This is a genomic window from Shinella yambaruensis (genome assembly GCF_022899355.1).
Lineage (GTDB): Bacteria > Pseudomonadota > Alphaproteobacteria > Rhizobiales > Rhizobiaceae > Shinella > Shinella yambaruensis.
Genome location: NZ_JALJCK010000014.1, coordinates 160,042 through 186,752 on the forward strand (window position 1 = coordinate 160,042; position 26,711 = coordinate 186,752).

Genomic DNA, 26,711 nt, shown 5'->3' on the forward strand with positions numbered 1-26,711 from the left:
ACAGGGGACTAAAGCATGTCGCGCAAAAGTGTGCAGCGGTTTTGCGGCAACGACATGCGAAAAATCAACGACCTAAAGCGCGGGGAGCGAAGCTGAAAGATCGCGACGCGCTTTCGCCGCGAGGTACGTTCCTCGCAAGCGCGGCGGCCGGCAAAAAGTCGGATCCACGGCGTGCAAAGGCGCCGGCCGCGCCCTATGTTGCAGGAAGCTTTTTCAGCACGAACCCCTTGGAGGACCCCATGCAGTTTCGCGCCCTCGGCAAGACCGGCCTTTCGATCGCCCCCCTCGTCTTCGGCGGCAATGTCTTCGGCTGGACGGCCGACGAGAAGACCTCCTTCGACCTGCTCGACGCCTTCACCGGCGCCGGCTTCAACGCCATCGACACGGCCGACGTCTATTCGCGGTGGGCGCCGGGCAACCAGGGCGGCGAATCCGAGACGATCATCGGCAAGTGGCTGAAGCGCTCCGGCATCGCCCGCGACAGGGTGGTGGTCATCACCAAGGTCGGCTCCGACATGGGCCAGGGGCGCCGGGACCTGCGCAGGCGCTGGATCGTCGAGGCGGTCGAGAACTCGCTGAAGCGGCTCCAGACCGATCATATCGACCTCTATCTCTCGCACTGGCCGGATCCGCAGACGCCCTACGAGGAGACGCTGGAGGCCCATGCAGGCCTCGTGAAGGCCGGCAAGGTGCGCGCCTTCGGCGCCTCGAACCTCGATGCCGGCCAGTTGCAGGCCTCGTTCGAGGCCGCCGACAAGGCCGGCCTGCCGCGCTACGGCGCGCTTCAGCCGGAATACAATCTCTATGACCGCACCGGTTTCGAGGGCGCGCTGGCCGATCTGTGCCGGAAGGAGGACCTCGGCGTCATCACCTATTACAGCCTCGCCTCCGGCTTCCTGACCGGCAAGTACCGCACGAAGGCGGACACCGAGGGCAAGGCCCGCGGCGAGGGCGTCGTGCGCTATCTCGACGACAAGGGCCTGCGCATCCTCGCCGCCCTCGACAAGGTGGCCGCCGAGACCGGCGCGACGCCGGCCGAAATCGCGCTCGCCTGGCTGATGGCCAAGCCTGCGGTCACCGCGCCGATCGCCAGCGCGACCAGCCTCGGCCAGCTCGCAAGCCTGATGAAGGCGGCAGCCCTCACGCTGAGCGCGGAGCAGATGGCCGCGCTCGACACGGCGGGGGCGTGAGCCATGGCCATCACCATCCGCGATGCGCTGGAGGGTGACGAGGCGGCCTGGAGAAAGCTCTGGGCCGGCTACCTCGCCTTCTACGAGACCGACGTGCCGGAGGAGGTGACCGCCTTCACCTGGGCACGCATCCTGGATCCCGGCTCGCGCGTCTCGATGCGGCTTGCCGAGGAGGACGGGACGGTGCTGGGCTTTGCCATCCATCACTACCACGATTCCACCTGGGGCATCGCGCCGGAAGGCTATCTCGAGGACATGTTCGTCGACGAGGGCACGCGCGGCAGGGGTATCGGCCGGGCGCTGATCGACGACCTCGTCACCATTTCCAGGCGCAACGGCTGGCGCGGCATCTACTGGCACACCCGCCAGGACAATGCGCGCGCCCGCAAGCTCTACGACAGCTATGTCGAGGCCGACGGGCATATCCGCTACCGGCTGAAAACCTGACACAGTTCCGTTGAGCCCGGGTCAGCCGCGGAACCGGAAGAAATCGACGAAGGCGCGCAGCGCCGGGCGCATCTGCCGGCGCGAGGGATAGTAGATCGAAAAGCCGTCGAAGGCCGGGCACCAGTCTTCCAGCGCTGCGACGAGCCGGCCGGCCTCGATATCCTCGCCGACGCGCTGGTCGAAGACATAGGCAAGGCCCGCGCCGTCCATCGCGGCCGCGCGCATCAGCCGCTGGTCGGAGACGATCAGCGGGCCGGCGACGTCGACCGTCACCAGCCGCCCGTCCTTTTCCAGCTCCCAGCGATAGATCCGCCCGCTGGAAAAGCGCCGCCGGATGCAGCGGTGCTGCATGAGGTCGCGCGGCTGGACGGGTTTCGGATGACACTCGAAATAGGCCGGCGCGCCGACGATGAGGCCGCGCCAGGGGCCGCTCGCCCGGACCGCGATCATGTCCGCCTCCAGATGTTCGCCGAGCCGCAGCCCGGCATCGAACCCCTTCTCGACGATGTCCTCGAAGCGGTCGTCGGTCCGAAGGTCCAGCTCGATCTCCGGATAGGCGGCGAGGAAGGCGCCGAGCCGCGGCATGACGATGTCCTCGGCGGCGATCAGCGGCATGGTGACGCGCAACGGACCGGCGGGGCGGCCCTGCCGGTCGGCAAGCGCCTCTATGGCCGAACCGATGTCGGAAAGCGCCGGCGCCAGCGTGTCGAGCAGCAAGCGTCCCTCCTCGGTCGGCGCCACGGAGCGGGTGGTGCGCGCGATGAGGCGCACGCCGAGACTCGCCTCCAGCGCCGAGACCGCATGGCTGACGGCGGAGGGCGCGATGCCGAGTTCGCCCGCGGCCTTGCGAAAGCTGCGCGTCTCCGCGACGATGGCGAGCACGGCGAGCTGGGAAAGCTGGGTCCGGTTCATTGTTCCAACAGATAGAACAAGCCGTTGGCTTTTGCAGCAATTTTCCGATGAGGCGCCGCGTCCTAGATTGGCTTTGCCCGGATGACGGCGGACCGTTCGCCGCCCGGCCGCGCGGACCCGCCTCCCGGGGTCCACAGAAGAAGGATTTCGCCATGAAACACAGACAGCTCGGTATCCTCGACGTTTCCGCCCTCGGCCTCGGCTGCATGGGCATGAGCCATGCCTACGGCCCCTCCAGCGACGAGACGGCGGCCATCGACACGCTGCACCGCGCCGTCGATCTCGGCATCACCCTGTTCGACACGGCCGAGGTCTACGGCCCCTACAGGAACGAGATCCTCCTCGGCAAGGCGCTGAAGCCGGTGCGCGACAAGGTGGTGATCGCCACCAAGTTCGGCTTCCGCATCGATCCCGCCAAACCCTCGGCCGAGATGATCACGGGCACGGACAGCCGGCCGGAAAACGTCAGGGCCGTCGCCGAGGCCTCGCTGAAGCGGCTCGGCATCGAGGTCATCGACCTCTACTACCAGCACCGCGTCGACCCGGACGTGCCGATCGAGGAGACGGTGGGCGCCATGGCGGAGCTGGTGCGCGCGGGCAAGGTGAAGGCGCTCGGCCTTTCGGAAGCCGGCAGCGAGACGATCCGCAAGGCCCATGCCGTGCACCCGATCGCCGCCATGCAAAGCGAATATTCGCTGTGGACCCGTGACGTCGAGGAAAACGGCGTGCTGGAGACCTGCCGCACGCTCGGCATCGGCTTCGTGCCCTTCAGCCCGCTCGGCCGCGGCGTGCTCACCGGCGCGCTGAAGAAGCTGGACGGCCTTGCCGACGACGATTTCCGCCGCTCGCTGCCGCGCTTCGCCGCGGAGAATTTCGACGCCAACCTCGCGCTGGTCGCCCTCCTGGAGGAGATGGCGGCGGAAAAGGGCGTCGCCCCGGCGCAGCTCGCGCTTGCCTGGGTGCTGGCGCAGGGCGATTTCATCGTGCCGATCCCCGGCGCCAGCAAGGTGCCGCACCTGGAGCAGAACGCCGCCGCCGCAGCTATCGTCCTGACGCCGGAGGAAGCCGCCCGCCTCGGCGACCTCCTGTCGCCGGTCAAGGTGGCCGGCGGACGCTACCCGCAGCGCATGGCCTCGATGGCCAACCGGTAAGGAAAGGCTACCCCGCCTCTCCTCCGTCATGGTCGGGCTCGACCCGACCATCCACAAGCCGCTGAAAAGACTGGATCCTCGGGTCAGGCCCGAGGATGACGGAGTGCTTGTAGCGATGTTTGCCACCAAACAGAAAGGCCGCGGACAGTTCCGCGACCTTCCTCATATTTAGCTGGATTCTCCCAATCCTACTGGATGAGGATAGCCCGGAAATCGTTGACATTGGTACCGGTCGGGCCGGGCACGAAGAGGTCGCCGAGCGCGTCGAAGGCGGTCCAGCTGTCGTTGCGGCCGAGGAATTCCGCGGCATCCTTGCCCTGGTCGGCGAGGCGCGCGACGGTGGTCCCGTCGGCGAAGGCGCCGGCATTGTCCTCCGAACCGTCGATCCCGTCCGTGTCGGCGGCAAGCGCAAAGAGACCCGGCAGGCCATCGATGCCGCAGGCGAGGGACAGGAGGAACTCGCCGTTGCGCCCGCCCTTGCCCTTGCCCCTGATCGTCACGGTCGTCTCGCCGCCCGACAGCACGACAACGGGCTTGCGGAACGGCCGGTCGCGGCGGACCACCTCGGCGGCGATCGCCGCATGCACGCGGCCGACCTCGGCCGCCTCGCCCTCGATGGCGTCAGAAAGGATGACGGCCTCGACACCCGCCTTGCGCGCCGCTTCGGCAGCGGCCTCCAGCGAAACGGCGGCGGAGGCGACGAGCTTGACCGCATTGCGGGCGAAGGCGGCCTCGGACGGCAGCGGCGGCTCGTCCTTGCCGTCGCGGATGTGGCGCATCACGGCTTCGGGCAGGTCGAGGCGGTAGCGCTCGATGAGGCGCAGGGCATCCGCGCGGGTGGTCTCGTCCGCGATGGTCGGGCCGGAGGCGACGAGGGCGGGATTGTCGCCGGGAATGTCGGAGACGACGAGCGAGACGACGCGGGCCGGATGGGCAAGCGCGGCGAGCCGGCCGCCCTTGATGCGCGAGACCTGCTTGCGCACGGCGTTCATGGCGCTGATCGGCGCACCGGAAGCGAGCAGCGCCTTGTTGACGGCGATCTCGTCGGCAAGTGTCAGGTCGCCGGCCGGCGCCGGCAGCAGGGCCGAACCGCCGCCGCAGACGAGGGCGACGACGAGGTCGTCCTCCGTGAGGCCCCGCACGGCGGCCATCAGCCGGCCGGAGGCGAGGAGCCCGCTGTCATCCGGCACCGGATGGGCGGCCTCCAGGATCTCGATGCGCTCGCAGGCCACGGCATAGCCGTAGCGCGTGACGACGACGCCGGTGAGCGGGCCGTCCCAGAGCCGCTCGAAGGCGCGCGCCATCTGCGCCGCGCCCTTTCCGGCGCCGATCACCACCGTACGGCCCTTCGGCTTTTCCGGCAGGTTGGCGGCCAGCACCTTGTCCGGATCGGCGGCGGAGACTGCGACGGAAAAGAGATGTTCGAGAAAGGCGCGCGGATCGGCGATGGGCGGCATGGGTTCCTCCGGGTCACGCTGCGCCGGGCCTCGAAACGAGGGATTCCGGCAGCAGATTCAAAATTCTACAGCGGCCGTCGCCATGTGCGGGGCGCGCGGCGCTTCGGGCCGGGCAATTAAGCACAGCCCCTCACCCGCCCGCCAGCACCTCCCGATGAAAAAGAGCCGCGGCGGGGGATGAGGGGGCGCGCCGCCTCCTCCGGAAGGGGTGGCCGGGCGGGGCTCCCCTCCCCGCCCGGCCAGGCCGTCATGCGACGGCGTGGTTCGCCATGCGCTCCAGCGCCTTGACGAGACCTGAGTGATCGAGGCCGGCCTCGCCATGGGCGGCGCACTGGTTGAAGAGCTCCTGCGTGGACGCGGTGTTGGGCAGGGCGACGCCGAGCGTCTTGGCGCCCTGCAGCGCGAGGTTCAGGTCCTTCTGGTGCAGCGAGATGCGGAAGCCCGGATCGAAGGTGCGCTTGACCATGCGCTCGCCGTGCACTTCGAGAATGCGCGAGGAGGCAAAGCCGCCCATCAGCGCGGCGCGCACGCGCGCCGGATCGGCGCCGGCCTTCGAGGCGAAGACGAGGGCTTCGGACACCGCCTCGATGGTCAGCGCGACGATGATCTGGTTGGCGACCTTCGTCACCTGGCCGTCGCCGCAATCGCCGACGAGGGTGATGTTCTTGCCCATCAGCTGGAAGAGCGGCAGCGCCCGGTCGAAGCTTTCCTGCGAGCCGCCGGCCATGATGGAGAGCGAGGCGTTCCTGGCGCCGACCTCGCCGCCCGAGACCGGGCCATCGACATATTCGGCACCGGTCGCACGGATCTTCCTGGCAAATTCCTTGGTGGCGATCGGCGAGATCGAGCTCATGTCGATGACGAGCTTGCCGGCCGCAAGACCGTAGGAGACGCCGTTCTCGCCGAAGAGCACGTCTTCGACCTCGGGCGTATCGGGCAGCATGAGGATGATCGTGTCGACGGTCTCGGCCAGCACCTTCGGGCTGTCGACGATCTTCAGGCCGTTGTCGATGAGTTCCTGACGCGGCGGGATTGCGAATTTCGAGGTGATCACCGTGTGGCCGGCGTCCTGAAGGTGACGCGCCATGGGGGTGCCCATGATGCCGAGGCCGATGAAACCGATACTTGCCATGATCTGAACTCCCAGACTTTCAGCTTTGAATGTGTTTGTGTCTTCAGCGGCCGACTTCGGCCAGCCAGCCGAGGCCTTCCTGCGTCGTGGTGCGCGGCTTGTATTCGCAGCCGATCCAGCCGTCGTAGCCGAGCGCATCGAGCGTCTTGAACACGAAGGGCCAGGCGATCTCGCCGGTGCCCGGTTCGCCCCGGCCCGGATTGTCGGCAAGCTGCACATGGGCGATCTGCGCCTGGTGCTTCCTGAACGTGCCGATCAGCTCGCCCTCGGTGCGCTGCTGGTGATAGAGGTCGTACTGGATGAACAGGTTGTCGCTGCCCACCTCGGCGATGATGGAGGCCGCCTGGACCGGGGTGTTGAGGTAGAAGCCCGGAATGTCGAAGCGGTTGATCGGCTCGATCAGAAGCCGGATTCCGTGCTTGCCGAGCTCGCCAGCCGCCAGCTTCAGGTTGGCGACGAAGGTGGTGCGCAGCACCTCGTCCGGAACGCCGACCGGGGCGATGCCCGAGAGGCAGTTGACCTGCCTGCAGCCGAGCGCCGTCGCATAGTCGATGGCCGAGGCCACGCCGCGGCGGAACTCGTCGACCCGGTCCGGCAGGACCGCGATGCCGCGCTCGCCGCCGGCCCAGTTGCCGGCCGGCAGGTTGTGCAGCACTTGCGTCAGGCCATTGAGATCAAGCGCGGCGCGCAGCGCCTCCTTGTCGAAATCGTAGGGGAAGAGATATTCCACCCCTTCGAAGCCGGCCTTGGCGGCCAGCGCGAAGCGCTCGAGGAACGGCGCCTCGTTGAAGAGCATGGTCAGGTTGGCCGCGAATTTCGGCATGGTGTTTCCTCTCTTCGTCTCAGTCCAGGAGGGCCAGCGTCGCCGTCGGGGCGTCTTCGCCGCGTTCGGCCAGGTCCTCGAATTCGACGACGGCATTGATGTCGGCGCCCATGGCGATGTTGGTGACGCGCTCGAGGATGAACTCGATGACGACGGGGACCTGGTGCTCCTTCATCAGTGCCTGCGCGGTGTTGAAGGCTTCCTGGAACTCGTTCGGGCTGCGCACGCGGATCGCCTTGCAGCCAAGGCCTTCGGCGACGGCGACGTGGTCGACACCATAGCCGGCTTCCGAATCGCCCGATGCATTGATGTTGTCAAAGGCGAGCGAGACCTCGAAGTCCATGTTGAAGCCGCGCTGGGCCTGGCGGATGAGGCCGAGATAGGAATTGTTCACGACCACATGCAGGTAGGGCAGCTTGTGCTGGGCGCCGACCGCCAGTTCCTCGATGAGGAACTGGAAGTCATAGTCGCCGGACAGGGCGACGATCGGGCGATCGGGATCGGCGGCGCGCACACCGAGCGCGGCGGGCAGCGTCCAGCCGAGCGGGCCGGCCTGGCCGCAGTTGATCCAGTTGCGCGGCTTGTAGACATGCAGGAACTGCGCGCCGGCGATCTGGGAAAGACCGATGGTCGAGACGTAGCAGGTGTCGCGGGCAAAGGCCTTGTTCATCTCCTCGTAGACGCGCTGCGGCTTCAGCGGCGTGTGGTCGAAATGGGTCTTGCGCAGCATGGTGCGCTTGCGCTCCTGGCACTCCTCGGCCCAGGCCGACCAGTCGCGCAGCTTGCCGGCGACCTTCCATTCGGTCGCAACGTCGAGGAACATCTTCAGCGCGGCGCCGGCATCCGAGACGATGCCGAAATCCGGCGTGAAGACGCGGCCGATCTGGGTCGGTTCGATATCGACATGGACGAAGGTGCGGCCTTCCGTATAGGTCGGGATATTGCCGGTGTGGCGGTTGGCCCAGCGGTTGCCGACGCCGAGGACGAAGTCGGAGGCGAGCAGCGTCGCGTTGCCGTAGCGGTGCGAGGTCTGCAGGCCGCACATGCCGGCCATCAGCCGGTGGTCGTCCGGGATCGTACCCCAGCCCATCAGCGTCGGGATGACGGGAACGCCGGTGATCTCGGCGAACTCGACCAGGAGGTCCGAGGCATCCGCGTTGATGATGCCGCCGCCGGCGACGATCAGCGGGCGCTCGGCCGCGTTCAGCATGGCGAGGGCCTTCTCGGCCTGGGCGCGGGTGGCGGCCGGCTTGTAGGGCTCGAGCGAGGCATAGGCGTCGATGTCGAACTCGATCTCGGCGAGCTGGACGTCGATCGGCAGGTCGATCAGCACCGGGCCGGGACGGCCGGAGCGCATCGTGTGGAACGCCTTCTGGAAGACATAGGGAACGAGGCCCGGCTCCATGACCGTGACGGCCCATTTTGTGACGGGCGCGGCGATCTTGGCGATATCGACCGCCTGGAAGTCCTCCTTGTCGAGGCGGGCGCGCGGCGCCTGGCCGGTGATGCACAGGATCGGGATCGAATCGGCGGAGGCCGAATAAAGGCCGGTGATCATGTCGGTGCCGGCCGGGCCCGACGTGCCGATGCACAGGCCGATATTGCCGGCGCGGGCCCTTGTATAACCCTCGGCCATGTGGCTTGCGCCCTCGACGTGGCGGGCGAGCACGTGGCGGACCGTGCCGCGCGCCTTCAGCGCCGAATAGAAGGGATTGATCGCAGCGCCCGGAACGCCGAAGGCACAATCGATGCCTTCCTTCTCCAGAACCAGGACCGCTGCATCGACAGCACGCATTTTAGCCATGGGATTTCCTCCGTCTCTTGAGAATGAAGGTAGCGCATCTGTTCCTGCGCGCAATCATAAAATGGAAATCAATCCCATCATATGGAAATAAACATTTTCAACGAAACTGGAACAATCGCCACGGGCCGGCTATGTCATGGATGGGGTCGACAACGGCGGTCATATCGCATTCCCCCTCATCCGACCCTTCGGGCCACCTTCTCTCCCGAGAAGGTGCCGGCAGGCGGACGAGGGGTCTTGCGGCAAGCGGAAGAAGAGGCAGGGCATGGCGGAGCAGCAGGAGAAGACGCGGGGGCGGCCCGGCCGCAAGGCCGGCGAGAATGCGGCACCGTCCTCGGTGCAGGTGCTGGACCGCAGCCTGAGACTTCTCGATCTCGTGGCGCAGGCGGACGGCGCGGCGCTCACCGACCTTGCAGACCAGTCGGCCATGGCGCCCTCCACCGTGCACCGCCTGCTGACCTCGCTCGCCCAGCACGGCATGGTCGCCCATGACGCGGAGACCGGCGCCTGGACGATCGGCGTGAAGGCCTTCGAGATCGGCACCGCCTATCTGCGCTTCCGCAAGCTCGGCACGATCAGCCGGCCGTTCCTCAAGCAGCTGATGGAGGGCTGCGGCGAGACCGCCAACATCGCCATCGAGGACGACGGCGACGTGGTCTTCATCTCGCAGGTGGAAAGCCATGCGCCGATGCGTGCCTTCTTCCGCCCCGGCCGGCGCGGTCCGATCCACGCCTCCGGCATCGGCAAGGCGATCCTCTCCACCTGGCCGGATGCCCGCATCGAGGCGCTGCTTTCCGGCCGCACGCTGCAGCATTTCACCGACAAGACGCGCGACACGATCCCGACGCTGCTCGAGGATATCGGAAAGATCCGCGCCCGCGGATGGTCTATCGACGACGAGGAGCACACGCTCGGCATGCGCTGCGTGGCCGCGCCGATCTTCGACGAATATGGCGAGGCGGTGGCCGGCATTTCCGTATCCGGCCCGGCGGTGCGCCTGCCCGACAGCAAGGTCGACGCCTTCGGCCCGGTCGTCAGGGCGGCGGCAGAGGGTTTGACCAAGGCGATGGGCGGGCGGGTGAGATAAAGCCATCCCGAGCAAACGCCCCCGCCGCATTTCTCCCGAAACCTCTCCTCCGTCATGCTCGGGCCTGACCCGAGCATCCATGTCACAAGCGAAGAGGCGTCATGTGGATCCTCGGCTCAAGGCCGAGGATGACGATGGCGTGTGCGGCGCCGGCAGGCGAACACGTCCCCGCCATACCGGATTTCAGGCCGTTTCGAGAACCCGCTTTTCAGAAGCGCCCACCTTGCCCTTCCCCTTCATCGCCTTGCCGGCGACATAGACCTCGGCGACGCAGCGGTCGTCGCCCATGGTCTGCAGGATGAAGAGCTCCTCCGCCAGCGAGGTGGCGGTGCGCATGCGGTATTCCATCGCCGACTTGCCGGAGGAATCAAGCACGACGATATCCGCATCGGCCCCGGCATGCAGCGAGCCGATGTGCTTCTCAAGCCCGAGCGCGCGGGCATTGCCCAGCGTCAGGCGGTAGAAGGAATTAAACGGCGTCAGCTTCTGGCCGTTGAGGTGCAGCACCTTGTAGGCCTCGTCCATCGTTTCCAGCATGGAGAAGCTGGTGCCGGCGCCGACATCCGTCGCCACCGACCAGCGCGCGCCGAGCCGGTCGAACCTGTCGCGGTCGAAGAGGCCCGAGCCGAGGAAGAGGTTGGACGTCGGGCAGAAGACGCCGACGGCGCCCGTCTCGGCGAGCACGGAAACCTCGCGGTCGCCGAGATGGATGCAATGGCCGAGCAGCATGCGGTCGTTCAGCAGGCCGTAGCGGGCGTAGATGTCCGTATAGTCCTTCGCCTGCGGGTAGAGCGAGGTGGCGAACGCGATCTCGTCGCGGTTCTCCGAAAGATGCGTCTGCACGAAGCAGGTCGGGTGCTCGGCGACGAGCGCCTGGCTCATCTCCATCTGCCCGGGCGTCGAGGTGATGGCGAAGCGCGGGCTGATCGCGTAGTGCGCGCGGCCGCGGCCGTGCCATTTTTCGATGAGACGCTTCGTCTCGTCATAGCCCTGCTGCGGCGTGTCGCGCAGGGCGTCGGGCGCGTTGCGGTCCATCATCACCTTGCCGCCGACCATGCGCATGCCGCGCGCCTCGGCCGCCGAGAAATAGGCCTCGACGCTTTCGGGATGCACCGAGCAATAGGCGACGGCGGTCGTCGTGCCGTTCGAGATCAATTCGTCCATGAAGCGGTCCGCCACGGCGGCGGCATGGGCGGCCTCGGCGAACTTCTGCTCCTCGACGAAGATATAGGTGTTCAGCCATTCCAGGAGCTGCGCGCCATAGGAGGCGATCGCCTGGGTCTGCGGGAAATGCAGGTGCGTGTCGATGAGGCCCGGCAGCACGAGGTGCGGACGATGGTCGGCGACCGCAACGCCGGGGCCGGCGCGCCTGGAGACCTCGGCATGCTCGCCGATCTCGACGACCTTGCCGCCCCGCACGAAGACAGCGCCGTCCTCGATGTAGCGCCAGGCGGCCGTGTCGTCGATGCCCTGCGGCTCGGCGAGGAAGGTCAGCACGCGGCCGCGGATCAGGAGTTCGCTCATTGGGTCTTCTCCCCGCTGATGGCGCTTTCGTACCAGGCGACGAGCAGGCGGCGCTCCTCGTCGGAGATTTGGGTCACGTTGGCCGGCGGCATGGCGTGCGAGCGGCCGGCCTGCAGGTAGATCTCGCGGGCGTGGTTGGCGATCTCGCCGTCCGTTTCCAGGACGACGCCCTTCGGCGCCGTGATGATGCCCTCCCAGCCCGGCTCCTTGGCATGGCACATGGCGCAGCGGCCGAGAACGGTGTCGCGCACCTTGGGGAAGGCTTCAGCCGTGACGAAGGGCTGCTGGCTGGCCGAGACCTTCGCGTCGGCCGTCTCGCCGGTCAGCACCTTCGGCACGGTGGAGAGCCACATGATGATGACGAAGAGCAGCGCGGTGGCAAGCCAGGTCCAGGTCGGGTTGCCGGCATTGGCATGGGTGGTGTTGAAGTAGTGGCGGATCGTGACGCCCATCAGGAAGACAAGCGAGGCGATGATCCAGTTGAACTCGGTGCCGAAGGCCAGCGGATAGTGGTTCGACAGCATCAGGAACAGCACCGGCAGCGTCAGGTAGTTGTTGTGGGTCGAGCGCTGCTTGGCGATCTTGCCGTATTTCGGATCGGGCGTGCGGCCGGCGATGAGGTCGGCGACGACGATCTTCTGGTTCGGAATGATGATGAAGAACACGTTGGCCGACATGATCGTCGCCGTGAAGGCGCCGAGATGGAGGAAGGCGGCGCGGCCGGTGAAGAGCTGCGTATAGCCCCAGGCGACGACGACGAGGATGAAGTAGAGTGCGATCATCAGCCGCGTGTTGTCGTTGCCGAAGGGCGACTTGCAGATCAGGTCGTACATGATCCAGCCAAAGGCGAGCGAGGCCAGCGAAATGCCGATCGCCACCGGCTTGGAGACATCGAGCACGTTCGGATCGATCAGGTAGAGGTCGGCGCCCGCGTAATACAGGAGACAGAGCATGCCGAAGCCGGACAGCCAGGTGACGTAGCTCTCCCATTTGAACCAGACGAGATGCTCCGGCATGTTGGCCGGCGCCACCAGGTATTTCTGGATGTGGTAGAAGCCGCCGCCATGCACCTGCCATTCCTCGCCATGGGCGCCCGGCGGCAGCGCGGGGTGCTTCTTCAGGCCCAGGTCGAGCGCGACGAAATAGAACGACGAGCCGATCCAGGCGATCGCCGTGATGACGTGCAGCCAGCGGACGGCGAACATCAACCAATCCCAGGCTATGGCATATTCGTACATAGGGACCTCCTCCCATTTTTCCATGGGCTTGTTTGCCATCAAGTGATTTTCACGGAAATCCCGGTGAATCCCGAACACTTTCAAAAAAATCTAAAAGATGGCCGCCTCTTTGCTCGGCACGCCGATGTGGTAGAAAGAGCCATGTCCTATCTCGATAATGTGCGCGTCTTCGTTCGCGTGGTCGAACTCGGTACCCTTTCGGCGGCGGGGCGCGACCAGCGCGTCACCCCCGCGGTCGCCAGCAATCGCATCAAGGAACTGGAGCGCCATCTCGGCGTGCGGCTGTTCAACCGCACGACACGCAAGCTCTCGCCGACCGAGCACGGCCGCGTGTTCTACGAGGGCGCGGTGAAGATCATCGAGGCGGTGAACGAGGCGGAGGCGGCGATCGCGGACCTGTCGCGCAATCCCAAGGGCTCGCTCCGCATCACCGCGCCGCTCGGCATCGGCCGGCGCCTCATCGCGTCGGGCATTCCGGAATTCCACGACAAGTATCCCGACATCGAGGTGCGGGTGCGCCTATCGGACCACAATGTCGATATCCTCGCCGAGGGCGTCGACGTCGCCTTCAAGCTCGGCGTGCTGGAGGATTCGAACCTGCGCATGCGCGGCATCCTCAATTGCGAGCGCGTGCTCTGCGCCTCGCCGGCCTATCTTTCCCGCCGCGGCACGCCGAAGACGGCCGATGCGCTGATCGCCGACAAGCACGACTGTCTGCTGCTGCGCTATCCCGGCTCGAAGGAATATTACTGGACGCTGGTGACCGCCGAGGGCGTGCGCAAGTTCGAGGTCGCCGGACCCTATGACAGCGACGACGGCGACGTGCTGACGCAATGGGCGCTGGAAGGTCGCGGCATCATCAACAAGCCGCTCTTCGAGGTGAAGGCCCATCTTGCCGAGGGCCGCCTGGTGGAGATCCTGAAGGACAGCCCGCCCGCCTCCGTGCAGCTCGCCGCGATCTATCCGCACAAGCGTTTCCAGGATCCCAAGGTGCGGCTGATGATCGATTTCATGGCCGAGCGATGTCAGCGGCTGATCGGCCGGCTGCTCGGAGAGGAGATCGACGGCGGCAAAGCCGAGGCGGTTGAAGCAGACAGCGAGAAATAGTATATTTCCTCCAAGAATGTACTAGATGGAGAAGCCCATGTCCTTCGCCTCCATGACCAGCGCCGACTTCAACCAGAATCCGAGCAAGGCGAAGAAGGCGGCAAACGAAGGCCCCCTCGTCATCACCGAGCATGGCGAGGCGCGCTATGTGCTTGTCCGCTACAGCGACTTCAAGGACCATTGGCGAAAGTCGAAAAGCCTGTATGACGCCCTCAACCACAAGGGTTCCAGGTTCGATGACGATTTTGCGCCCGAACGCGCCAGCTTCGAGGGCCGGGACGTCGAATTCTGATGGCATTCCTGCTCGATACGAACGTTGTTTCCGCATCCCGCAGGGCTGGGCGTCAGGCCGCTGAGTTCCAGGAATTTCTCCACGCGTTCGATGTCGAGACCGCTTATCTGTCGACGGTAACGATCATGGAGATCGAGTTCGGCATACAACGCGAACGTCTTCGCAATCCCGATTTTGCCGATGACCTTTCCTTGTGGCTGACGGCCGTCGTGCTGCCGGAATTTTCCGCAAGGCTCCTGCCGTTCGATATGCAGGCGGCCTCGATCGCAGGTCGATTGCCGACACCCGGCAGGAAACCGACCGCCGACGGCATGATCGCGGCGACCGCACTCGCCAACGATCTGGTCCTCGTCACACGCAACCTTTCGGACTTCCAGCCGCTCGGCGTCCCATGCCTCAACCCGTGGGAAAAGGCTGCCGGGAAATAGACTGCTTCAATCCCTGACGGGAACCGCATCCTGACGCGCGCCTGCCCAGGTCAGCGCGGCCGTCATGATCTCGGCGGTCGCAAGCGCCGCGATCACCGCCGGGCGCTTGTCCTTCACGAACGTGCCGCCGATCGGGCAGACGAGGCGGGTGAAAAGGTCGGGCTGGCCGATCTCGCGCGACAGCCAGTTGCGGAAGGTCGTGCGCTTGGTCTTCGAGCCGATCATGCCGACATAGGCAGCGTCGTTGCGCTTCAGCGCCTCGGCCGTGATCAGGAAATCCAGCGCGTGGTCATGGGTCAAAACAACGAAGCTGCTGCCGGCCGGCGCATCGCGCACCACGGCCTCGGGCATGGCGGTGAGGCAGGTCTCGATGCGCGGCACCGTCGAGGCGACGAGTTCGTCCTCGCGCGTATCCACCAGCACGACGCGCAGCGGGGCGAGCGACAGCGCCATGGCGAGCGCATCGCCGACATGGCCGGCGCCGAAGACGTAGACATGCGGCCTCAGGGCCATCTCGCGGTCGCTGCGGGCGATAAGGTCGCGCGCAAGCGCCGGGTTCATGGCGGTGAAGGACAGGCCGACGCGCCCGCCGCAGCACTGGCCGATCTCCGGGCCGAGCGGCACGCTCATCGGCGCGGCGGCCGCGCCCGAGCGCAGCGCGCGCCGGGCCTGGTCGATCGCCATATATTCGAGCTGCCCGCCGCCGATCGTCGCGAAGATCTCCCGTTCCGAGACCAGCATGAAGGCATCCGTATCGCGCGGCGTGGACCCCGCCGCACCCGTCACCTCGACCAGGATCGACCCCGGCGCCCGGCGCAGGAAATCCCGGATGTCTTCGCGCACGGCGGGCATGGCCTCACCCCTTGCTTTCTTTGCCGCAATTCCGGACGGAAAACCGCATCACACTTTTCCTGGAATTGCTCGGGCCGCCTTGAGGCGTTCGATCGCCATCAGCACGCGCTCGGGCGTCGCAGGGGCGTCGAGCCGCGGGCAGATCCTGTGGTCCGCCACGCTCGCCACCGCGTCCGACAGCGCATGCAGCACGGCAAGGCCGAGCGGCAGCGGCGGCTCGCCCACCGCCTTGGAACGGTGGATCGTCGGCTCATAGGCTTCCGACCAGTCGGTCAGCGCCACGTTGAAGATCTTCGGGCGATCCGAGGCGAGCGGGATCTTGTAGGTGGAGGGTGCGTGGGTGCGCAGCCGCCCCTTGCCGTCCCACCACAGTTCCTCCGTGGTCAGCCAGCCCATGCCCTGGATGAAGCCGCCCTCGACCTGGCCGATGTCGATGACCTTGTTCAGCGACCGGCCGGTATCGTGCAGGATGTCGGTGCGCTCGACGACATATTCGCCGGTCAGCGTATCGACCGAGACCTCCGAGCAGGCCGCGCCATAGGCATAGTAGTAGAAGGCGTGGCCCCGGCCTTTCGAGCGGTCCCAGTGGATCTTCGGCGTCTTGTAGAAGCCGGCCGCCGAGAGCTGGACGCGGGCCATGTAGGCCTTCTTCACAAGATCGTTGAAGGCCATCTCGGCATTGCCGATGCGCACCCGGTTCGGCAGGAAGACGACTTGGTCGCGCGGCACCTGATGGCTTTCCGCGGCGAAATCGATCAGCCGGTCCTTGATCTGGCGCGCCGCGTTCTGCGCCGCCATGCCGTTGAGGTCGGCGCCGGACGAAGCCGCCGTCGGCGAGGTGTTCGGCACCTTGGCCGTCGTCGTCGCCGTGATCTTCACCCGGTCGAGATCGATCTGGAACTCTTCCGCCACCACCTGCGCCACCTTCAGGTGCAGGCCCTGGCCCATTTCCGTGCCGCCATGGTTCATGTGCACGGAACCGTCCGTGTAGACATGCACCAGCGCGCCGGCCTGGTTGGATTCCGTCTTGGTGAAGGAGATGCCGAACTTGACCGGCGTCAGCGCGAGGCCGCGCTTGACAATGCGGCTCTTCGCGTTGAACGCGCGGATCGCCTCGCGCCGGCCGGCATAGTCGGCGCTTTCCTCAAGCTCCGCGACGATACGCTGGATGATGCAGTCCTCCACCTTCTGGTGGTAGGGCGTGAGGTTGCGGGTCCCCTCGACGCCCATCGCGTCGTAGAAGTTCAGCTTGCGGATCTCGAGCGGGTCCTTGCCGACGGCGAAGGCCACCTCGTCGATGACGCGCTCGGCGCCCACCATGCCCTGCGGGCCGCCGAAGCCGCGGAAGGCGGTGTTCGAGACGGTGTTGGTGTGCAGGAGCGCCGTCCTGGCGTGCACATGCGGGAAGAAATAGGCATTGTCGCAGTGGAACAGCGCGCGGTCGCCCACCGGACCGGAGAGGTCCGCCGAGAAACCGGCCCGGAGCGCGAAGGTGTAGTCGATGCCGAGGATGCGGCCCTCGTCGTCGAAGCCGACATCGTAGTCGATGGCGAAATCGTGCCGCTTGCCGGTCGCCACCATGTCCTCGTCGCGGTCGAGCCGGAGCTTGACGGCGCGGCTCAGCTTCTTGGCGGCGATGGCGGCGAGCGCGGCGCACTGGTTGGCCTGGGTCTCCTTGCCGCCGAAGCCGCCGCCCATGCGGCGCACCTCCACGGTCACGGCATGGCTCGGCACGCCGAGCGCGTGGGCGACGAGATGCTGCGTCTCGCTCGGCCCCTGGGTGGAGCAGTAGACGGTGACCTCGTCGTCCTCGCCCGGCACGGCGAGCGAGACCTGGCCTTCGAGATAGAAATGGTCCTGTCCGCCGAGCCGCATGCGGCCCTTCACCCGGCGCGGCGCACTGTCGAGGGCGGCGGCCGCATCGCCGCGCTTCAGCGTCAGCGGCGGAAAGACCTGGCGGTGCGTCTTCTGGTCGAGGTCCCAGATGTCGATATTGGCGGGCAGCTCCTCGTATTCGACCCTGGCGAGGCGCGCGGCGCGGCGGGCCTCCTCGCGCGTCTCAGCGATCACGCAGAAGATCGGCTGGCCGTGGAACTCCACCTTGCCGGCGGCGAGCACGGGATCGTCGTGCATGCCGGACGGCGAGATGTCGTTGTCGCCGGGAATGTCCTCGTGGGTCAGCACGTCGACGACGCCGGGGGCGGCGCGTACGGCCGAAAGGTCGAGGGATTTCACGACGCCATGGGCGACGGTTGAAAGGCCGAGGCCGGCATGCAGCGTGCCGGCGGGCTCGGTGATGTCGTCGATATAGACGGCCGTGCCGGCGACGTGCTTGTGTGCGGAATCGTGGCGCGGGCTCGCATGCACGCCGCCGGTGATCTTTTCCGCCTTGAGGTCTGGAGTGTGCTTGTTCATGGCTTACGCAGCCTCGTATCTGGACACCTGCGCTTGCTCCGCGCTGGTCGTCGTTTCCACATAGAACCGCAGGAGCAGGTTCCTGGCCACCATCGCGCGGTATTCCGCGGTCGCGCGCATGTCGGTCAGCGGCGTGTAGTCCGCGGCATATTTCGCCATGGCCGCTTCCACCGTCGCCTCGGTCCAGCTCTGGCCGAGCAGCGCCTTCTCGACGGCGAAGGCGCGCTTCGGCGTCGCCGCCATGCCGCCATAGGCGATGGTGATGGCGGCGACCGTGCCGTCGGCGGCAAGCGCCAGGCGGAAGGCGCCGAGCGTTGCGGTAATGTCCTCGTCGCGGCGCTTGGTCACCTTGTAGACGGCGAACTTTTCCGCCGCGGGAGGAACGGGCACCGTAAGGGATTCCACGAATTCGCCGGGCTGGCGGTCCTGCTTGCCATAGGCGATGAAGAAATCCTCGAGCGGGATGGTGCGCCGTTCCGCGCCCTTGCGCAAGGTCACCGACGCGCCGAGCGCGATCAGCGCCGGCGGCGTGTCGCCGATCGGCGAGCCGTTGGCGACATTGCCGCCGATCGTGCCCATGTTGCGCACCTGCTGGCCGCCGATGCGGGTGATGAGCGGGCCGAGCGCCGGAATGTGCCGCGAGAGCGTCGCGATGGCCTCGCTATAGGTAACGCCCGCGCCAAGGGTGATCACATCGTCCTTTACCGTGATCGCCTTCATCTCCTGGAGGCCGGCGATGAAGACGACCGGCGTGATGTCGCGCATGTGCTTGGTGACCCACAGGCCGACATCGGTGGAGCCGGCCACCACCGTAGCGGCGGGTTCGGCCTCCAGCACGGCGGCGAAATCATCGAGGTTCGCCGGCACGACGAACCGCTTCTTGCCCTCGCCGATCTCGACGCGCGCGCCGTCGGCAAGCGCCTTGAGGCGCGCAATCATCGCCTGGCGTTCGGCAAGCAGCGGGTCCTTCTCCGTGCCGCCATAGCTGGAAATGGCGCGGGCCGCGCGCAGGATCGGCTCGTAGCCGGTGCAGCGACAGAGATTGCCCTGCAGCGCCGTCTCGATCTCCTGGTCGGTCGGGTTGGGCGACTGCATCCACAGCGCATAGAGCGACATGACGAAGCCCGGCGTGCAGAAGCCGCATTGCGAGCCGTGGTAATCCACCATGGCCTGCTGCACGGGATGCAGGCGGCCGTCGCCGGCGGCGAGATGCTCGACCGTGACGACATGACAGCCGTCCAGCGAGCCGAGGAAGCGGATGCAGGCATTGACGCCCTCGTAGACAAGGCCGCCCTCGGGCGTCAGCCGGCCCACCAGCACCGTGCAGGCGCCGCAGTCGCCCTCGGCGCACCCTTCCTTGGTGCCCTTGAGCAGGCGCGCGAGGCGCAGCCAGTCGAGCAGCGTCTGGTCCGGCGCGACGTCGCTGAGCGCGACGTCGCGGCCATTGAGGATGAAGTGCAGTTCCGAGCGGATGTTGGCGGCCGCCATGGCTTAGCTCCCGCGGTAGGTGGAATAGCTGAAGGGCGAGACGAGCAACGGTACATGGTAGTGCACGCCCTCGTCGGCAAGGCCGAAGCGGATCGGGATGATGTCGAGGAACATCGGGCCATCCCCCGTGCGGCCGAGATAATCGCCGGCGTGGAAGCGCAGCTCGTAGGTGCCGGCCTTCATCGTCTCGCCGGCCAAGAGCGGCGCATCGCAGCGGCCGTCGTCGTTCGTCTCGGTGGTCTTGAGAAGGTGCAGCGTGTCGCCCTCCACCCTATAGAGATCGATGCGCAGACCTTCCGCCGGCTTGCCGCGCGCCGTGTCCAGCACATGGGTCGTGAGGCGGCCGGCCCCTTGCGAATGAGTTTGCATGTCTTTCCTCCCGAACACAGCGCTCCGATAATCACTATCCACCAGCCCCCTGCCACTGAAAAGCAGCAGGATCGTTCGAGACTTTCAAAATTTCCGTGGGGAATGGCGCAGCCGATTTGCGGTTAGAAATTCCGCATCGAAAACGTTTGGAGGAGCGTTCCCATGCGATATTGCCGTGACATGCACGGATATGGACAGACACCGCCGGCCGCCCGGTGGCCGGGCGAGGCGCGCGTCGCCGTGCAGTTCGTGCTGAACTACGAGGAGGGCGGCGAGAATTGCGTGCTGCATGGCGATGCGGCATCCGAGGCCTTTCTCTCCGAGATCGTCGGCGCCGCCCAGTGGCCGGGCCAGCGCCACTGGAACATGGAATCGATCTACGAATACGGCGCGCGCGCCGGCTTCTGGCGCCTGCATCGGCTTTTGACCGAAAAGAACGTGCCCGTCACGGTCTACGGCGTCGCCACCGCGCTCCGCCGTTCGCCCACCCAGGTGGCCGCCATGCTGGAGGCCGGCTGGGAGATCGCCTCGCACGGCCTCAAATGGGTCGAGCACAAGGACATGACGGCGGAGGACGAACGCACCGCCATCGCCGAGGCGATCCGCCTGCACACGCTCGTCACCGGCGAGCGGCCGCGTGGCTGGTATACCGGCCGCTGTTCGGTGAACACCGTCGATCTCGTCGCCGAAGCGGGCGGCTTCGCCTATATCTCCGACACCTATTCCGACGACCTGCCCTACTGGTACGAGCACGGCGGCCGGCAGCAGCTCATCATCCCCTATACGCTCGACGCCAACGACATGCGTTTCGCGACGCCCCAGGGCTTCAACAGCGGCGACCAGTTCTTCAGCTACCTGAAGGACAGCTTCGATGCGCTCTACGCGGAAGGCGCCAAGGGCAGCCCGAAAATGATGAGCATCGGCCTGCACTGCCGCCTGATCGGCCGGCCGGGCCGCGTCATGGCGCTCGCCCGCTTCATCGACTATGTGCAGAGCCACGAGAAGGTCTGGATCGCGCGGCGCGTCGACATCGCCGAGCACTGGGCGAAGACCCATCCGCCGCAGCCGCCGGCCGAGCGCCCCTCGCAGATGACCGAAGAGGCCTTCGTCGCGCGTTTCGGCGGCGTGTTCGAACATTCCGACTGGGTCGCCCGCCGCGCCTTCGCCGACGAACTTTCGCCGGCGAACGACACGGCGACCGGCCTTGCCGCCGCCCTCACCTTCCAGTTCCGCGCGGCCAGCGATGCCGAGCGGCTTCGCGTGCTCGTCGCCCACCCGGACCTTGCCGGCAAGCTGGCCCAGGCAAAACGCCTTACCGCGAGCTCCACCGAGGAACAGGCCTCCGCCGGCCTCGACGCGCTGACCGACGCGGAGCGCGCCCGCTTCACCGAATTGAACGAGGCCTATGTGAGGAAATTCGGCTTCCCGTTCATCATCGCCGTGCGCGACAACACGAAGGCCGGCATCCTCGCCGCCTTCGAGGCCCGCATCGGCAACGACCGCGACACCGAGCTTGCCACCGCCTGCCGGCAGGTGGAGCGCATCGCGCTGCTGCGGCTCAAAGCCATGCTGCCGGCCTGAGAGCGGAACCATGTCGACCGGCGCCCTGCCCGCCTTCACGCGCGGAACGATCAACCTTGCCTCGGCGGGCCTCGGGGCAAGGGCCATCTTCGCGACGGACGAGTTCTTCGGGCCGCTGTCGCGCCTGCTGGCCGATGAACCCGCGGTCTACCGGCCGGGCGTCTACGACGACAACGGCAAATGGATGGACGGCTGGGAAACCCGCCGCCGCCGGGGACCCGGCCACGACCATGCCGTCATCGCGCTGGCAACGCCCGGCCGCATCCGCGGCTTCGACGTCGATACGGCCCATTTCACCGGCAACTTCCCGACGGCCTGCGCCATCGAGGCCTGCCATGCGCCGGAAGGGCCGGATGTACGGACATCCTGGACGGCGGTGCTGGGTCCAAGCCCGCTCGGGCCAGGCGCCCAGCATTTCTTCGACTGCGGCGACGACGGGCTCTACAGCCATGTGCGGCTGCGCATCTATCCCGACGGCGGCGTGGCGCGGCTGCGCGTCTACGGCAAGCCGGTGCTTGACCGGACGGCGATCGGCGGCGAGCCGATCGACCTTGCGGCGGCGCTCGCCGGCGGAGAGGTCGTCGCGCTTTCGAACGGGCATTACGGCCACCAGCGCTTGCTCGCGCCCGGCCGCGGCATCAATATGGGTGACGGCTGGGAGACCAGCCGCCGCCGCGTGCCCGGCCACGAATGGATCGTGGTCAGGCTCGCAGCACGGGCGACGATCGAAAGCATCGTCGTCGATACCGCCCATTTCAAGGGCAACTACCCGGATGCCTGCTCCCTGCAGGCCGCCGACCTGACGGGCACGACGGGGGACCTCCCCACCCTTGTCACCGCCGCGTCGATGTTCTGGCAGGAGATCCTGCCCGAGCAGAAGCTCGCCCCCGACCGCATCCATACGTTCGGCGGCACTCTCGTGAAACGGGCGGGTGCCGTGACGCATGTCCGCCTGAACATCCATCCGGACGGCGGCGTGAGCCGCCTGCGTGTTTTTGGCCATCCGGCCGAGGGAGGAAAGACATGAAGACCATCGAGATCAAGCCGCTCACCCGCGAGGCCTTCGCGCCCTTCGGCCAGGTGATCGAGCGGGAAGGCGCGCATACCTTCCCGATCAATGCGGGCAAGTGCACCCGTTACCATGACCTCGCCAATATCGAGACGACGGGCGAGAAGGCCCGGCCGATGATCAGCCTCCTGCGCGGCGAGCCCTATCCGCTGCCGCTGGAGTTGACGATGGTCGAGCGCCATCCGCTCGGCAGCCAGGCCTTCATTCCGCTCGGCGACGCCTCCTTCCTCGTCGTCGTCGCCGAGGAGACGGAGAACGGCCCCGCCGAGCCGATCGCCTTCCGCACCGCGCCCGGCCAGGGCGTCAATATCGGCCGCAATGTCTGGCACGGCATCCTGACGCCGCTCGACACGGTCTCGGATTTCGCCGTGGTGGACCGCGGCGGCGAGGGCATGAACCTCGAGGAGCATTTCTATGCCGAACCCTTCCTGATCCGCTGATCCGCCCACCGGGATCACGGATCCGCCGGCCCGCCTCCACGGGCCGGCACTTTTTTATCCTCCTTGACAAATTTTCCTGTCAATGGAATCCTGCCGCATGCTCGATCTCGATATCCTCGACACACCGGCCGCCGCAGCGCTTGCCCTCGACCCGATCAAGGCGCGCCTGCTCGCCGAGCTTTCCGTTCCCGCCTCCGCGGCGACCCTCGCCGGCCGGGTGGGCCTGACGCGCCAGAAGGTGAACTATCACCTCAAGGCGCTGGAAGACGAGAAGCTGGTGGAACAGGCCGAGGCACGCCGATGGGGCGGCATCACGGAGCGGCTGATGGTGGCGACGGCGCGATCCTATGTCGTCTCGCCCGCCGCGCTCGGGCCGGTCGGCGCCGATCCCGGCATTTCCGGCGACCGGTTTTCGGCAAGCTATCTTGTGGCGCTCGCCGCCCGCATCGTGCGCGAGGTCGGTGCGCTCTGGCGCGGCGCCCGCGCCGCGGACAAGCGGCTTGCCACGCTCTCCATCGACGCGACGATCCGCTTCGCCTCCCCCGCCGCGCGCGCCGCCTTCACGGCCGACCTCAGCGAGGCGGTCGCAACCCTCGTCGCCCGCTACCACGACGAAAAGGCCCCGGGCGGACGGGCGCACCGGCTGGTGGTCGCCGCCTATCCCGCACCGACAAACCAGGAAAGGAAGTCCGATGCCGACGAAATTTGACGCAAGCGGCAAGCGCTGGGTGGAAATGGAGTTTCTCGTCCCCGGCACGCCCGAGGAGGTCTGGCAGGCCATGGCGACCGGGCCCGGCAATGCCGCCTGGTTCACCCGGGCCGAGATCGAGGAGAAGATCGGCGGCCAGCTGACCTTCCACTTCATGCCGGGGGTCACCTCCGGCGGCACGGTCACCGGCTGGGAGCCGCCGCACCGCTTCGGCTATGTGGAGGTGGGCTGGGCGGAGAATGCCCCGCCGGTCGCCACCGAGATCTCCATCATCGCCCGCTCGGGCGACCAGTGCCTCGTGCGCATGGTGCATTCCCTCTTCAGCGCGACGGACGACTGGGACGACCAGATGGAGGGCTTCGAATCCGGCTGGCCCGCCTTCATCGAGGTGCTGCGGCTCTATCTCGCGCACCATGCCGGCCAACCTGCCGCCTCCTTCCAGCTCTCGGCCGAGGCGACGGGCGAGGCCCTCGTCGTCTGGCGCAAGCTGCTCGACGGGCTCGGCCACGAGACGGCCGATGTCGGCGAGAACTGGACCGTCGAAGCCGGCGAGACGTTTTTCGGCGAGGTCGTCGGCGTGCGGCAGGACGACAAGCAGCGTTATGTCCTCGTGCGCATCGACGGCGAGGCGCCCGGCGTCGGCCTCTTCGGCCTCTACCGCTCGGGCGAGACGATCCGCCTCAGCGTCTGCCGCTTCTTCTACGGAAAGAGGGCCGCGGAGACGGCCGCGGCAAGCGAGCCGCTCTGGCAGGCCTGGCTCGACGGCGTCGCCAAATCCTGACATGCAAAACGGGCCGCGTTCATCACGCGGCCCGTTTCCCGTCGGAGAAAAATCCCCTTACTCCGCGAAGAAGGCGAAGCGGATGACGAAGAGCGCCGCGACGATCGCCGTTGCCGGGTGGATCTGCTTCCACCTGCCGGTGAAGAACTTCAGCACGACATAGCTGACGAAGCCGAAGGCAAGGCCGTTGGCGATCGAATAGGTGAAGGGCATGGCGAGCGCGGTCAGCGCCGCCGGGGCCGCTTCCGTCAGGTCCTCCCACTCGATCTCCGTCAGTTCGCGCATCATCAGGCCGGCGACATAGAGCAGGGCCGGTGCCGTCGCATAGCTCGGCACGGAGCCGGCGAGCGGCGAGATGAAGAGGGCGGCGAGGAAGAGGATGGCGACGGTGAAGGCGGTGAGGCCGGTGCGTCCGCCCGCCTGCACGCCCGAGGCGCTTTCGACATAGGCCGTGGTGCTGCTGGTGCCGATCAGCGAGCCGGCGACGATCGCCGTGCTGTCGGCCAGGAGCGCGCGGCCGAGACGGCTCGGCTTGCCTTCCTGGATGAGGTTGGCGCGCTTGGCGACGCCGATCAGCGTGCCGGTCGCATCGAACACTTCGACGAGCACGAAGACGAGGATGACATGCAGGAGGCCGCCATGCAGCGCGCCCATGATGTCGAGCTGCAGGAAGGTCGGCATGATCGACGGCGGGGCGGAGACGAGGCCGCGGAACTCGCTGACGCCGAAGATCCAGGAGAGGACCGTGACGGCGAGGATGCCGATCAGGATCGCGCCCTTGACGCGCAGCGCATCGAGCACGGCGATGATGAAGAAGCCGAGGATGGCGAGCAGCGGGCCGGTCTGCTTGAGGTCGCCGAGGCCGACGAGCGTCGCCGGATTGTCGACGACGATGCCGGAGCTCTTCAGGGCGATGATGCCGAGGAAGAGGCCGATACCGGCCGCGATCGCGCTCCTCAGCGAATGCGGGATGCCGGCGATCAGCCAGCTGCGCACGCCGGTCACCGTCAGGATGACGAAGATGATGCCGGAAATGAACACCGCGCCCAGTGCCTGCTGCCAGGTGAAGCCGAGCGCCGCCACCACCGTGAAGGCGAAGAAGGCGTTGAGGCCCATGCCGGGCGCCATGCCGATCGGCCAGTTGGCCACGGTCGCCATGACCATGGAGCCGAGCGCGGCGGCAAGACAGGTCGCGACGAAGACGGCGTCCCTGTCCATGCCCGTGGTCGACAGGATGTCCGGATTGACGAAAATGATATAGGACATGGTGAGGAAGGTCGTCAGACCCGCGATCACCTCGGTGCGCACGGTGGTGCCGTGCTCACGCAGCTTGAAAAGCCGTTCGAACATGTTTTCTCCCCCTGGCGTGCGCTCGTCGGCGCCGCCGTGCAAAACTTCCGGGTCGAGTTTGCTCCTCCAGCGACCCGGGACCTGGCGCGACGCTCCGCCATGCGAACCGCCTGCCTCGCGGATGTCCTCCGCGCCCGCGCGCCGCTGTCCGCCGGAAGCCGGCCGCGGTTGATCACAGTTTCGTCATATTGCTTGTTCGAGCGGAATTGCGCCAGCCCGGCATTTCCCCGGATTTGCTTGAAACTCTTTCACGGCGGACAGGAGCAGCGCGCCTTCGCGGTCCTTTCGGCCCTGGAGCATTTCCAGCCGAAGCGAAGTCGCTTCGGCTGGATAATGCGGTAAAAGCAAGCATCTAGAGCATTTCCGATGAATCGGAGTTCACCGGAAATGCCCTAGTCGCAAACGTCGACCCATTCGCCGCGAACGAGGCTTGCCATGCGCTCGGGCGCGATGCGCACCGCCGCATTCGTGGCGCCGGCCGCCGGCACCACCTCGGCAAAGGGTTTCAGCGAGGCGTCGCAATAGACCGGCAGGGGAGAGGGCAGGCCGAAGGGGCAGACACCGCCGACCGGATGGGAAGTGACGGCGAGAACCTCCTGCGCCTCCAGCATGCGGGGCTTTGCGGCAAAGCGGTCCTTGAACTTTCGGTTGCTGAGCCGGGCGGTGCCGGCGGCCACGAGGAGCACGATCTCCTCGCCGACGCGCAGGCAGATCGTCTTGGCGATCTGCTCGGGCGCCACGCCATGCGCGGCCGCGGCGAGGGGCACGGTCGCGGAACTCTGTTCGGTGACCAGCACGGTGATTTCGGGAGCGTTTTCGCAGAAGAAGGCACGGACGGATTCGAGCGACATGCCGTCTTATAACCACGCCTGCCTTTGCGTTGCAATGTTTTGGGGTGTTCGGGGTGGGATGAAGCGCTGTCGGGTTACGGCGAGGCTGCACAGCCCAGAAACGCAAAAAGCCCCACGGAGGGGGCTCTTTGGGATCGTTGGTTGCGGGGGCAGGATTTGAACCTGCGGCCTTCAGGTTATGAGCCTGACGAGCTACCGGGCTGCTCCACCCCGC

At 66.8% G+C, this 26,711-nt stretch carries 25 protein-coding genes; 12 read left to right on the forward strand and 13 right to left on the reverse strand.

Annotated features, from left to right (window positions below; genetic code table 11):
* Positions 1-239 precede the first annotated feature (239 nt).
* The gene (locus MUU56_RS27340; protein ID WP_244770427.1) at positions 240-1,190 is read left to right on the forward strand and encodes an aldo/keto reductase; all 951 of its coding nucleotides are present in this window, start codon (positions 240-242) and stop codon (positions 1,188-1,190) included.
* Positions 1,191-1,193: 3 nt separating this feature from the next.
* The gene (locus tag MUU56_RS27345) at positions 1,194-1,637 is read left to right on the forward strand and encodes a GNAT family N-acetyltransferase (RefSeq protein ID WP_133035507.1); all 444 of its coding nucleotides are present in this window, start codon (positions 1,194-1,196) and stop codon (positions 1,635-1,637) included.
* A gap of 21 nt (positions 1,638-1,658) precedes the next feature.
* Here the strand turns inward: MUU56_RS27345 and MUU56_RS27350 are convergent, their stop codons facing one another.
* On the reverse strand, positions 1,659-2,549 hold the full coding sequence (locus tag MUU56_RS27350) for a LysR family transcriptional regulator (protein WP_244770428.1): 891 nt from the start codon (positions 2,547-2,549) through the stop codon (positions 1,659-1,661).
* A gap of 152 nt (positions 2,550-2,701) precedes the next feature.
* On the opposite strand from MUU56_RS27350, the gene MUU56_RS27355 reads away from it, so the two are divergent.
* On the forward strand, positions 2,702-3,700 hold the full coding sequence (locus tag MUU56_RS27355; protein ID WP_244770429.1) for an aldo/keto reductase: 999 nt from the start codon (positions 2,702-2,704) through the stop codon (positions 3,698-3,700).
* A gap of 188 nt (positions 3,701-3,888) precedes the next feature.
* On the opposite strand, the gene MUU56_RS27360 is transcribed toward MUU56_RS27355, so the two are convergent.
* From MUU56_RS27360 to gcl, 4 genes are all read right to left on the reverse strand, one after another.
* Positions 3,889-5,157, reverse strand: a complete 1,269-nt coding sequence (locus MUU56_RS27360) for a glycerate kinase type-2 family protein (RefSeq protein ID WP_244770430.1) — start codon at positions 5,155-5,157, stop codon at positions 3,889-3,891.
* A gap of 247 nt (positions 5,158-5,404) precedes the next feature.
* Positions 5,405-6,289: a 2-hydroxy-3-oxopropionate reductase gene (locus MUU56_RS27365; RefSeq protein WP_244770431.1), complete on the reverse strand. Its 885-nt coding sequence runs from the start codon at positions 6,287-6,289 to the stop codon at positions 5,405-5,407.
* 43 nt (positions 6,290-6,332) lie between these two features.
* Positions 6,333-7,112 carry a hydroxypyruvate isomerase gene (gene hyi / locus MUU56_RS27370; protein WP_244770432.1) on the reverse strand — a complete coding sequence of 260 codons (780 nt, stop codon included), beginning with the start codon at positions 7,110-7,112 and terminating at the stop codon, positions 6,333-6,335.
* A gap of 19 nt (positions 7,113-7,131) precedes the next feature.
* Positions 7,132-8,916 (reverse strand): glyoxylate carboligase, encoded by a 1,785-nt coding sequence (gene gcl, locus MUU56_RS27375; RefSeq protein WP_244770433.1) that lies wholly within the window; start codon positions 8,914-8,916, stop codon positions 7,132-7,134.
* Positions 8,917-9,181: 265 nt separating this feature from the next.
* On the opposite strand from gcl, the gene bhcR reads away from it, so the two are divergent.
* Entirely contained in the window at positions 9,182-10,003 is an 822-nt protein-coding gene (gene bhcR, locus MUU56_RS27380) for an HTH-type transcriptional regulator BhcR (protein ID WP_244770434.1), read from the forward strand.
* Positions 10,004-10,186: 183 nt separating this feature from the next.
* On the opposite strand, the gene guaD is transcribed toward bhcR, so the two are convergent.
* Together guaD and MUU56_RS27390 are read right to left on the reverse strand one after the other, a co-directional pair.
* Positions 10,187-11,527, reverse strand: coding sequence for a guanine deaminase (gene guaD / locus MUU56_RS27385; protein ID WP_244770435.1), 1,341 nt, complete (start codon positions 11,525-11,527; stop codon positions 10,187-10,189).
* Positions 11,524-12,765 carry a urate hydroxylase PuuD gene (locus MUU56_RS27390; protein WP_244770436.1) on the reverse strand — a complete coding sequence of 414 codons (1,242 nt, stop codon included), beginning with the start codon at positions 12,763-12,765 and terminating at the stop codon, positions 11,524-11,526. The genes guaD and MUU56_RS27390 overlap by 4 nt, the downstream gene beginning before the upstream one ends.
* Positions 12,766-12,906: 141 nt before the next feature.
* Between MUU56_RS27390 and MUU56_RS27395 the strand changes: the two genes are divergently transcribed.
* The 3 genes from MUU56_RS27395 to MUU56_RS27405 are packed head-to-tail and all read left to right on the forward strand — an operon-like array spanning position 12,907 to position 14,592.
* A complete protein-coding gene (locus MUU56_RS27395) occupies positions 12,907-13,872 on the forward strand; it encodes a LysR family transcriptional regulator (protein WP_244770437.1) in 966 nt (321 codons plus the stop codon).
* A gap of 37 nt (positions 13,873-13,909) precedes the next feature.
* Complete coding sequence (locus MUU56_RS27400; protein ID WP_244770438.1) at positions 13,910-14,164, forward strand: type II toxin-antitoxin system Phd/YefM family antitoxin; 255 nt, start codon at positions 13,910-13,912, stop codon at positions 14,162-14,164.
* Positions 14,164-14,592, forward strand: coding sequence for a type II toxin-antitoxin system VapC family toxin (locus MUU56_RS27405; RefSeq protein WP_244770439.1), 429 nt, complete (start codon positions 14,164-14,166; stop codon positions 14,590-14,592). Before MUU56_RS27400 ends, MUU56_RS27405 begins: the two co-directional genes overlap by 1 nt.
* A 6-nt stretch (positions 14,593-14,598) precedes the next feature.
* On the opposite strand, the gene xdhC is transcribed toward MUU56_RS27405, so the two are convergent.
* From xdhC to uraH, 4 genes are read right to left on the reverse strand one after another with little or no spacing between them, the layout of a single operon-like run.
* Positions 14,599-15,444, reverse strand: a complete 846-nt coding sequence (gene xdhC, locus MUU56_RS27410; RefSeq protein WP_244770440.1) for a xanthine dehydrogenase accessory protein XdhC — start codon at positions 15,442-15,444, stop codon at positions 14,599-14,601.
* A gap of 48 nt (positions 15,445-15,492) precedes the next feature.
* Positions 15,493-17,859, reverse strand: coding sequence for a xanthine dehydrogenase molybdopterin binding subunit (gene xdhB, locus MUU56_RS27415; protein ID WP_244770441.1), 2,367 nt, complete (start codon positions 17,857-17,859; stop codon positions 15,493-15,495).
* 3 nt (positions 17,860-17,862) lie between these two features.
* On the reverse strand, positions 17,863-19,347 hold the full coding sequence (gene xdhA / locus MUU56_RS27420; RefSeq protein WP_244770442.1) for a xanthine dehydrogenase small subunit: 1,485 nt from the start codon (positions 19,345-19,347) through the stop codon (positions 17,863-17,865).
* A 3-nt stretch (positions 19,348-19,350) separates the two neighbouring features.
* On the reverse strand, positions 19,351-19,716 hold the full coding sequence (uraH, locus tag MUU56_RS27425) for a hydroxyisourate hydrolase (protein WP_244770443.1): 366 nt from the start codon (positions 19,714-19,716) through the stop codon (positions 19,351-19,353).
* Positions 19,717-19,878: 162 nt separating this feature from the next.
* Here uraH and puuE point away from each other — a divergent pair, with 162 nt between their 5' ends.
* From puuE to MUU56_RS27450, 5 genes are all read left to right on the forward strand, one after another.
* Positions 19,879-21,297 (forward strand): allantoinase PuuE, encoded by a 1,419-nt coding sequence (gene puuE, locus MUU56_RS27430; RefSeq protein WP_244770444.1) that lies wholly within the window; start codon positions 19,879-19,881, stop codon positions 21,295-21,297.
* 10 nt (positions 21,298-21,307) lie between these two features.
* The gene (gene alc / locus MUU56_RS27435; protein WP_244770445.1) at positions 21,308-22,324 is read left to right on the forward strand and encodes an allantoicase; all 1,017 of its coding nucleotides are present in this window, start codon (positions 21,308-21,310) and stop codon (positions 22,322-22,324) included.
* Positions 22,321-22,806: an ureidoglycolate lyase gene (locus MUU56_RS27440; protein ID WP_244770446.1), complete on the forward strand. Its 486-nt coding sequence runs from the start codon at positions 22,321-22,323 to the stop codon at positions 22,804-22,806. Before alc ends, MUU56_RS27440 begins: the two co-directional genes overlap by 4 nt.
* A 97-nt stretch (positions 22,807-22,903) precedes the next feature.
* Positions 22,904-23,515 carry a helix-turn-helix domain-containing protein gene (locus tag MUU56_RS27445; protein WP_244770447.1) on the forward strand — a complete coding sequence of 204 codons (612 nt, stop codon included), beginning with the start codon at positions 22,904-22,906 and terminating at the stop codon, positions 23,513-23,515.
* Positions 23,499-24,296 (forward strand): SRPBCC family protein, encoded by a 798-nt coding sequence (locus tag MUU56_RS27450; RefSeq protein ID WP_244770448.1) that lies wholly within the window; start codon positions 23,499-23,501, stop codon positions 24,294-24,296. The genes MUU56_RS27445 and MUU56_RS27450 overlap by 17 nt, the downstream gene beginning before the upstream one ends.
* A 57-nt stretch (positions 24,297-24,353) precedes the next feature.
* Here MUU56_RS27450 and MUU56_RS27455 read toward each other — a convergent pair whose 3' ends face one another.
* Positions 24,354-25,646, reverse strand: coding sequence for an NCS2 family permease (locus MUU56_RS27455; RefSeq protein ID WP_244770449.1), 1,293 nt, complete (start codon positions 25,644-25,646; stop codon positions 24,354-24,356).
* A gap of 392 nt (positions 25,647-26,038) precedes the next feature.
* Positions 26,039-26,497, reverse strand: coding sequence for a YbaK/EbsC family protein (locus tag MUU56_RS27460; protein WP_244770450.1), 459 nt, complete (start codon positions 26,495-26,497; stop codon positions 26,039-26,041).
* Positions 26,498-26,711 lie beyond the last annotated feature (214 nt).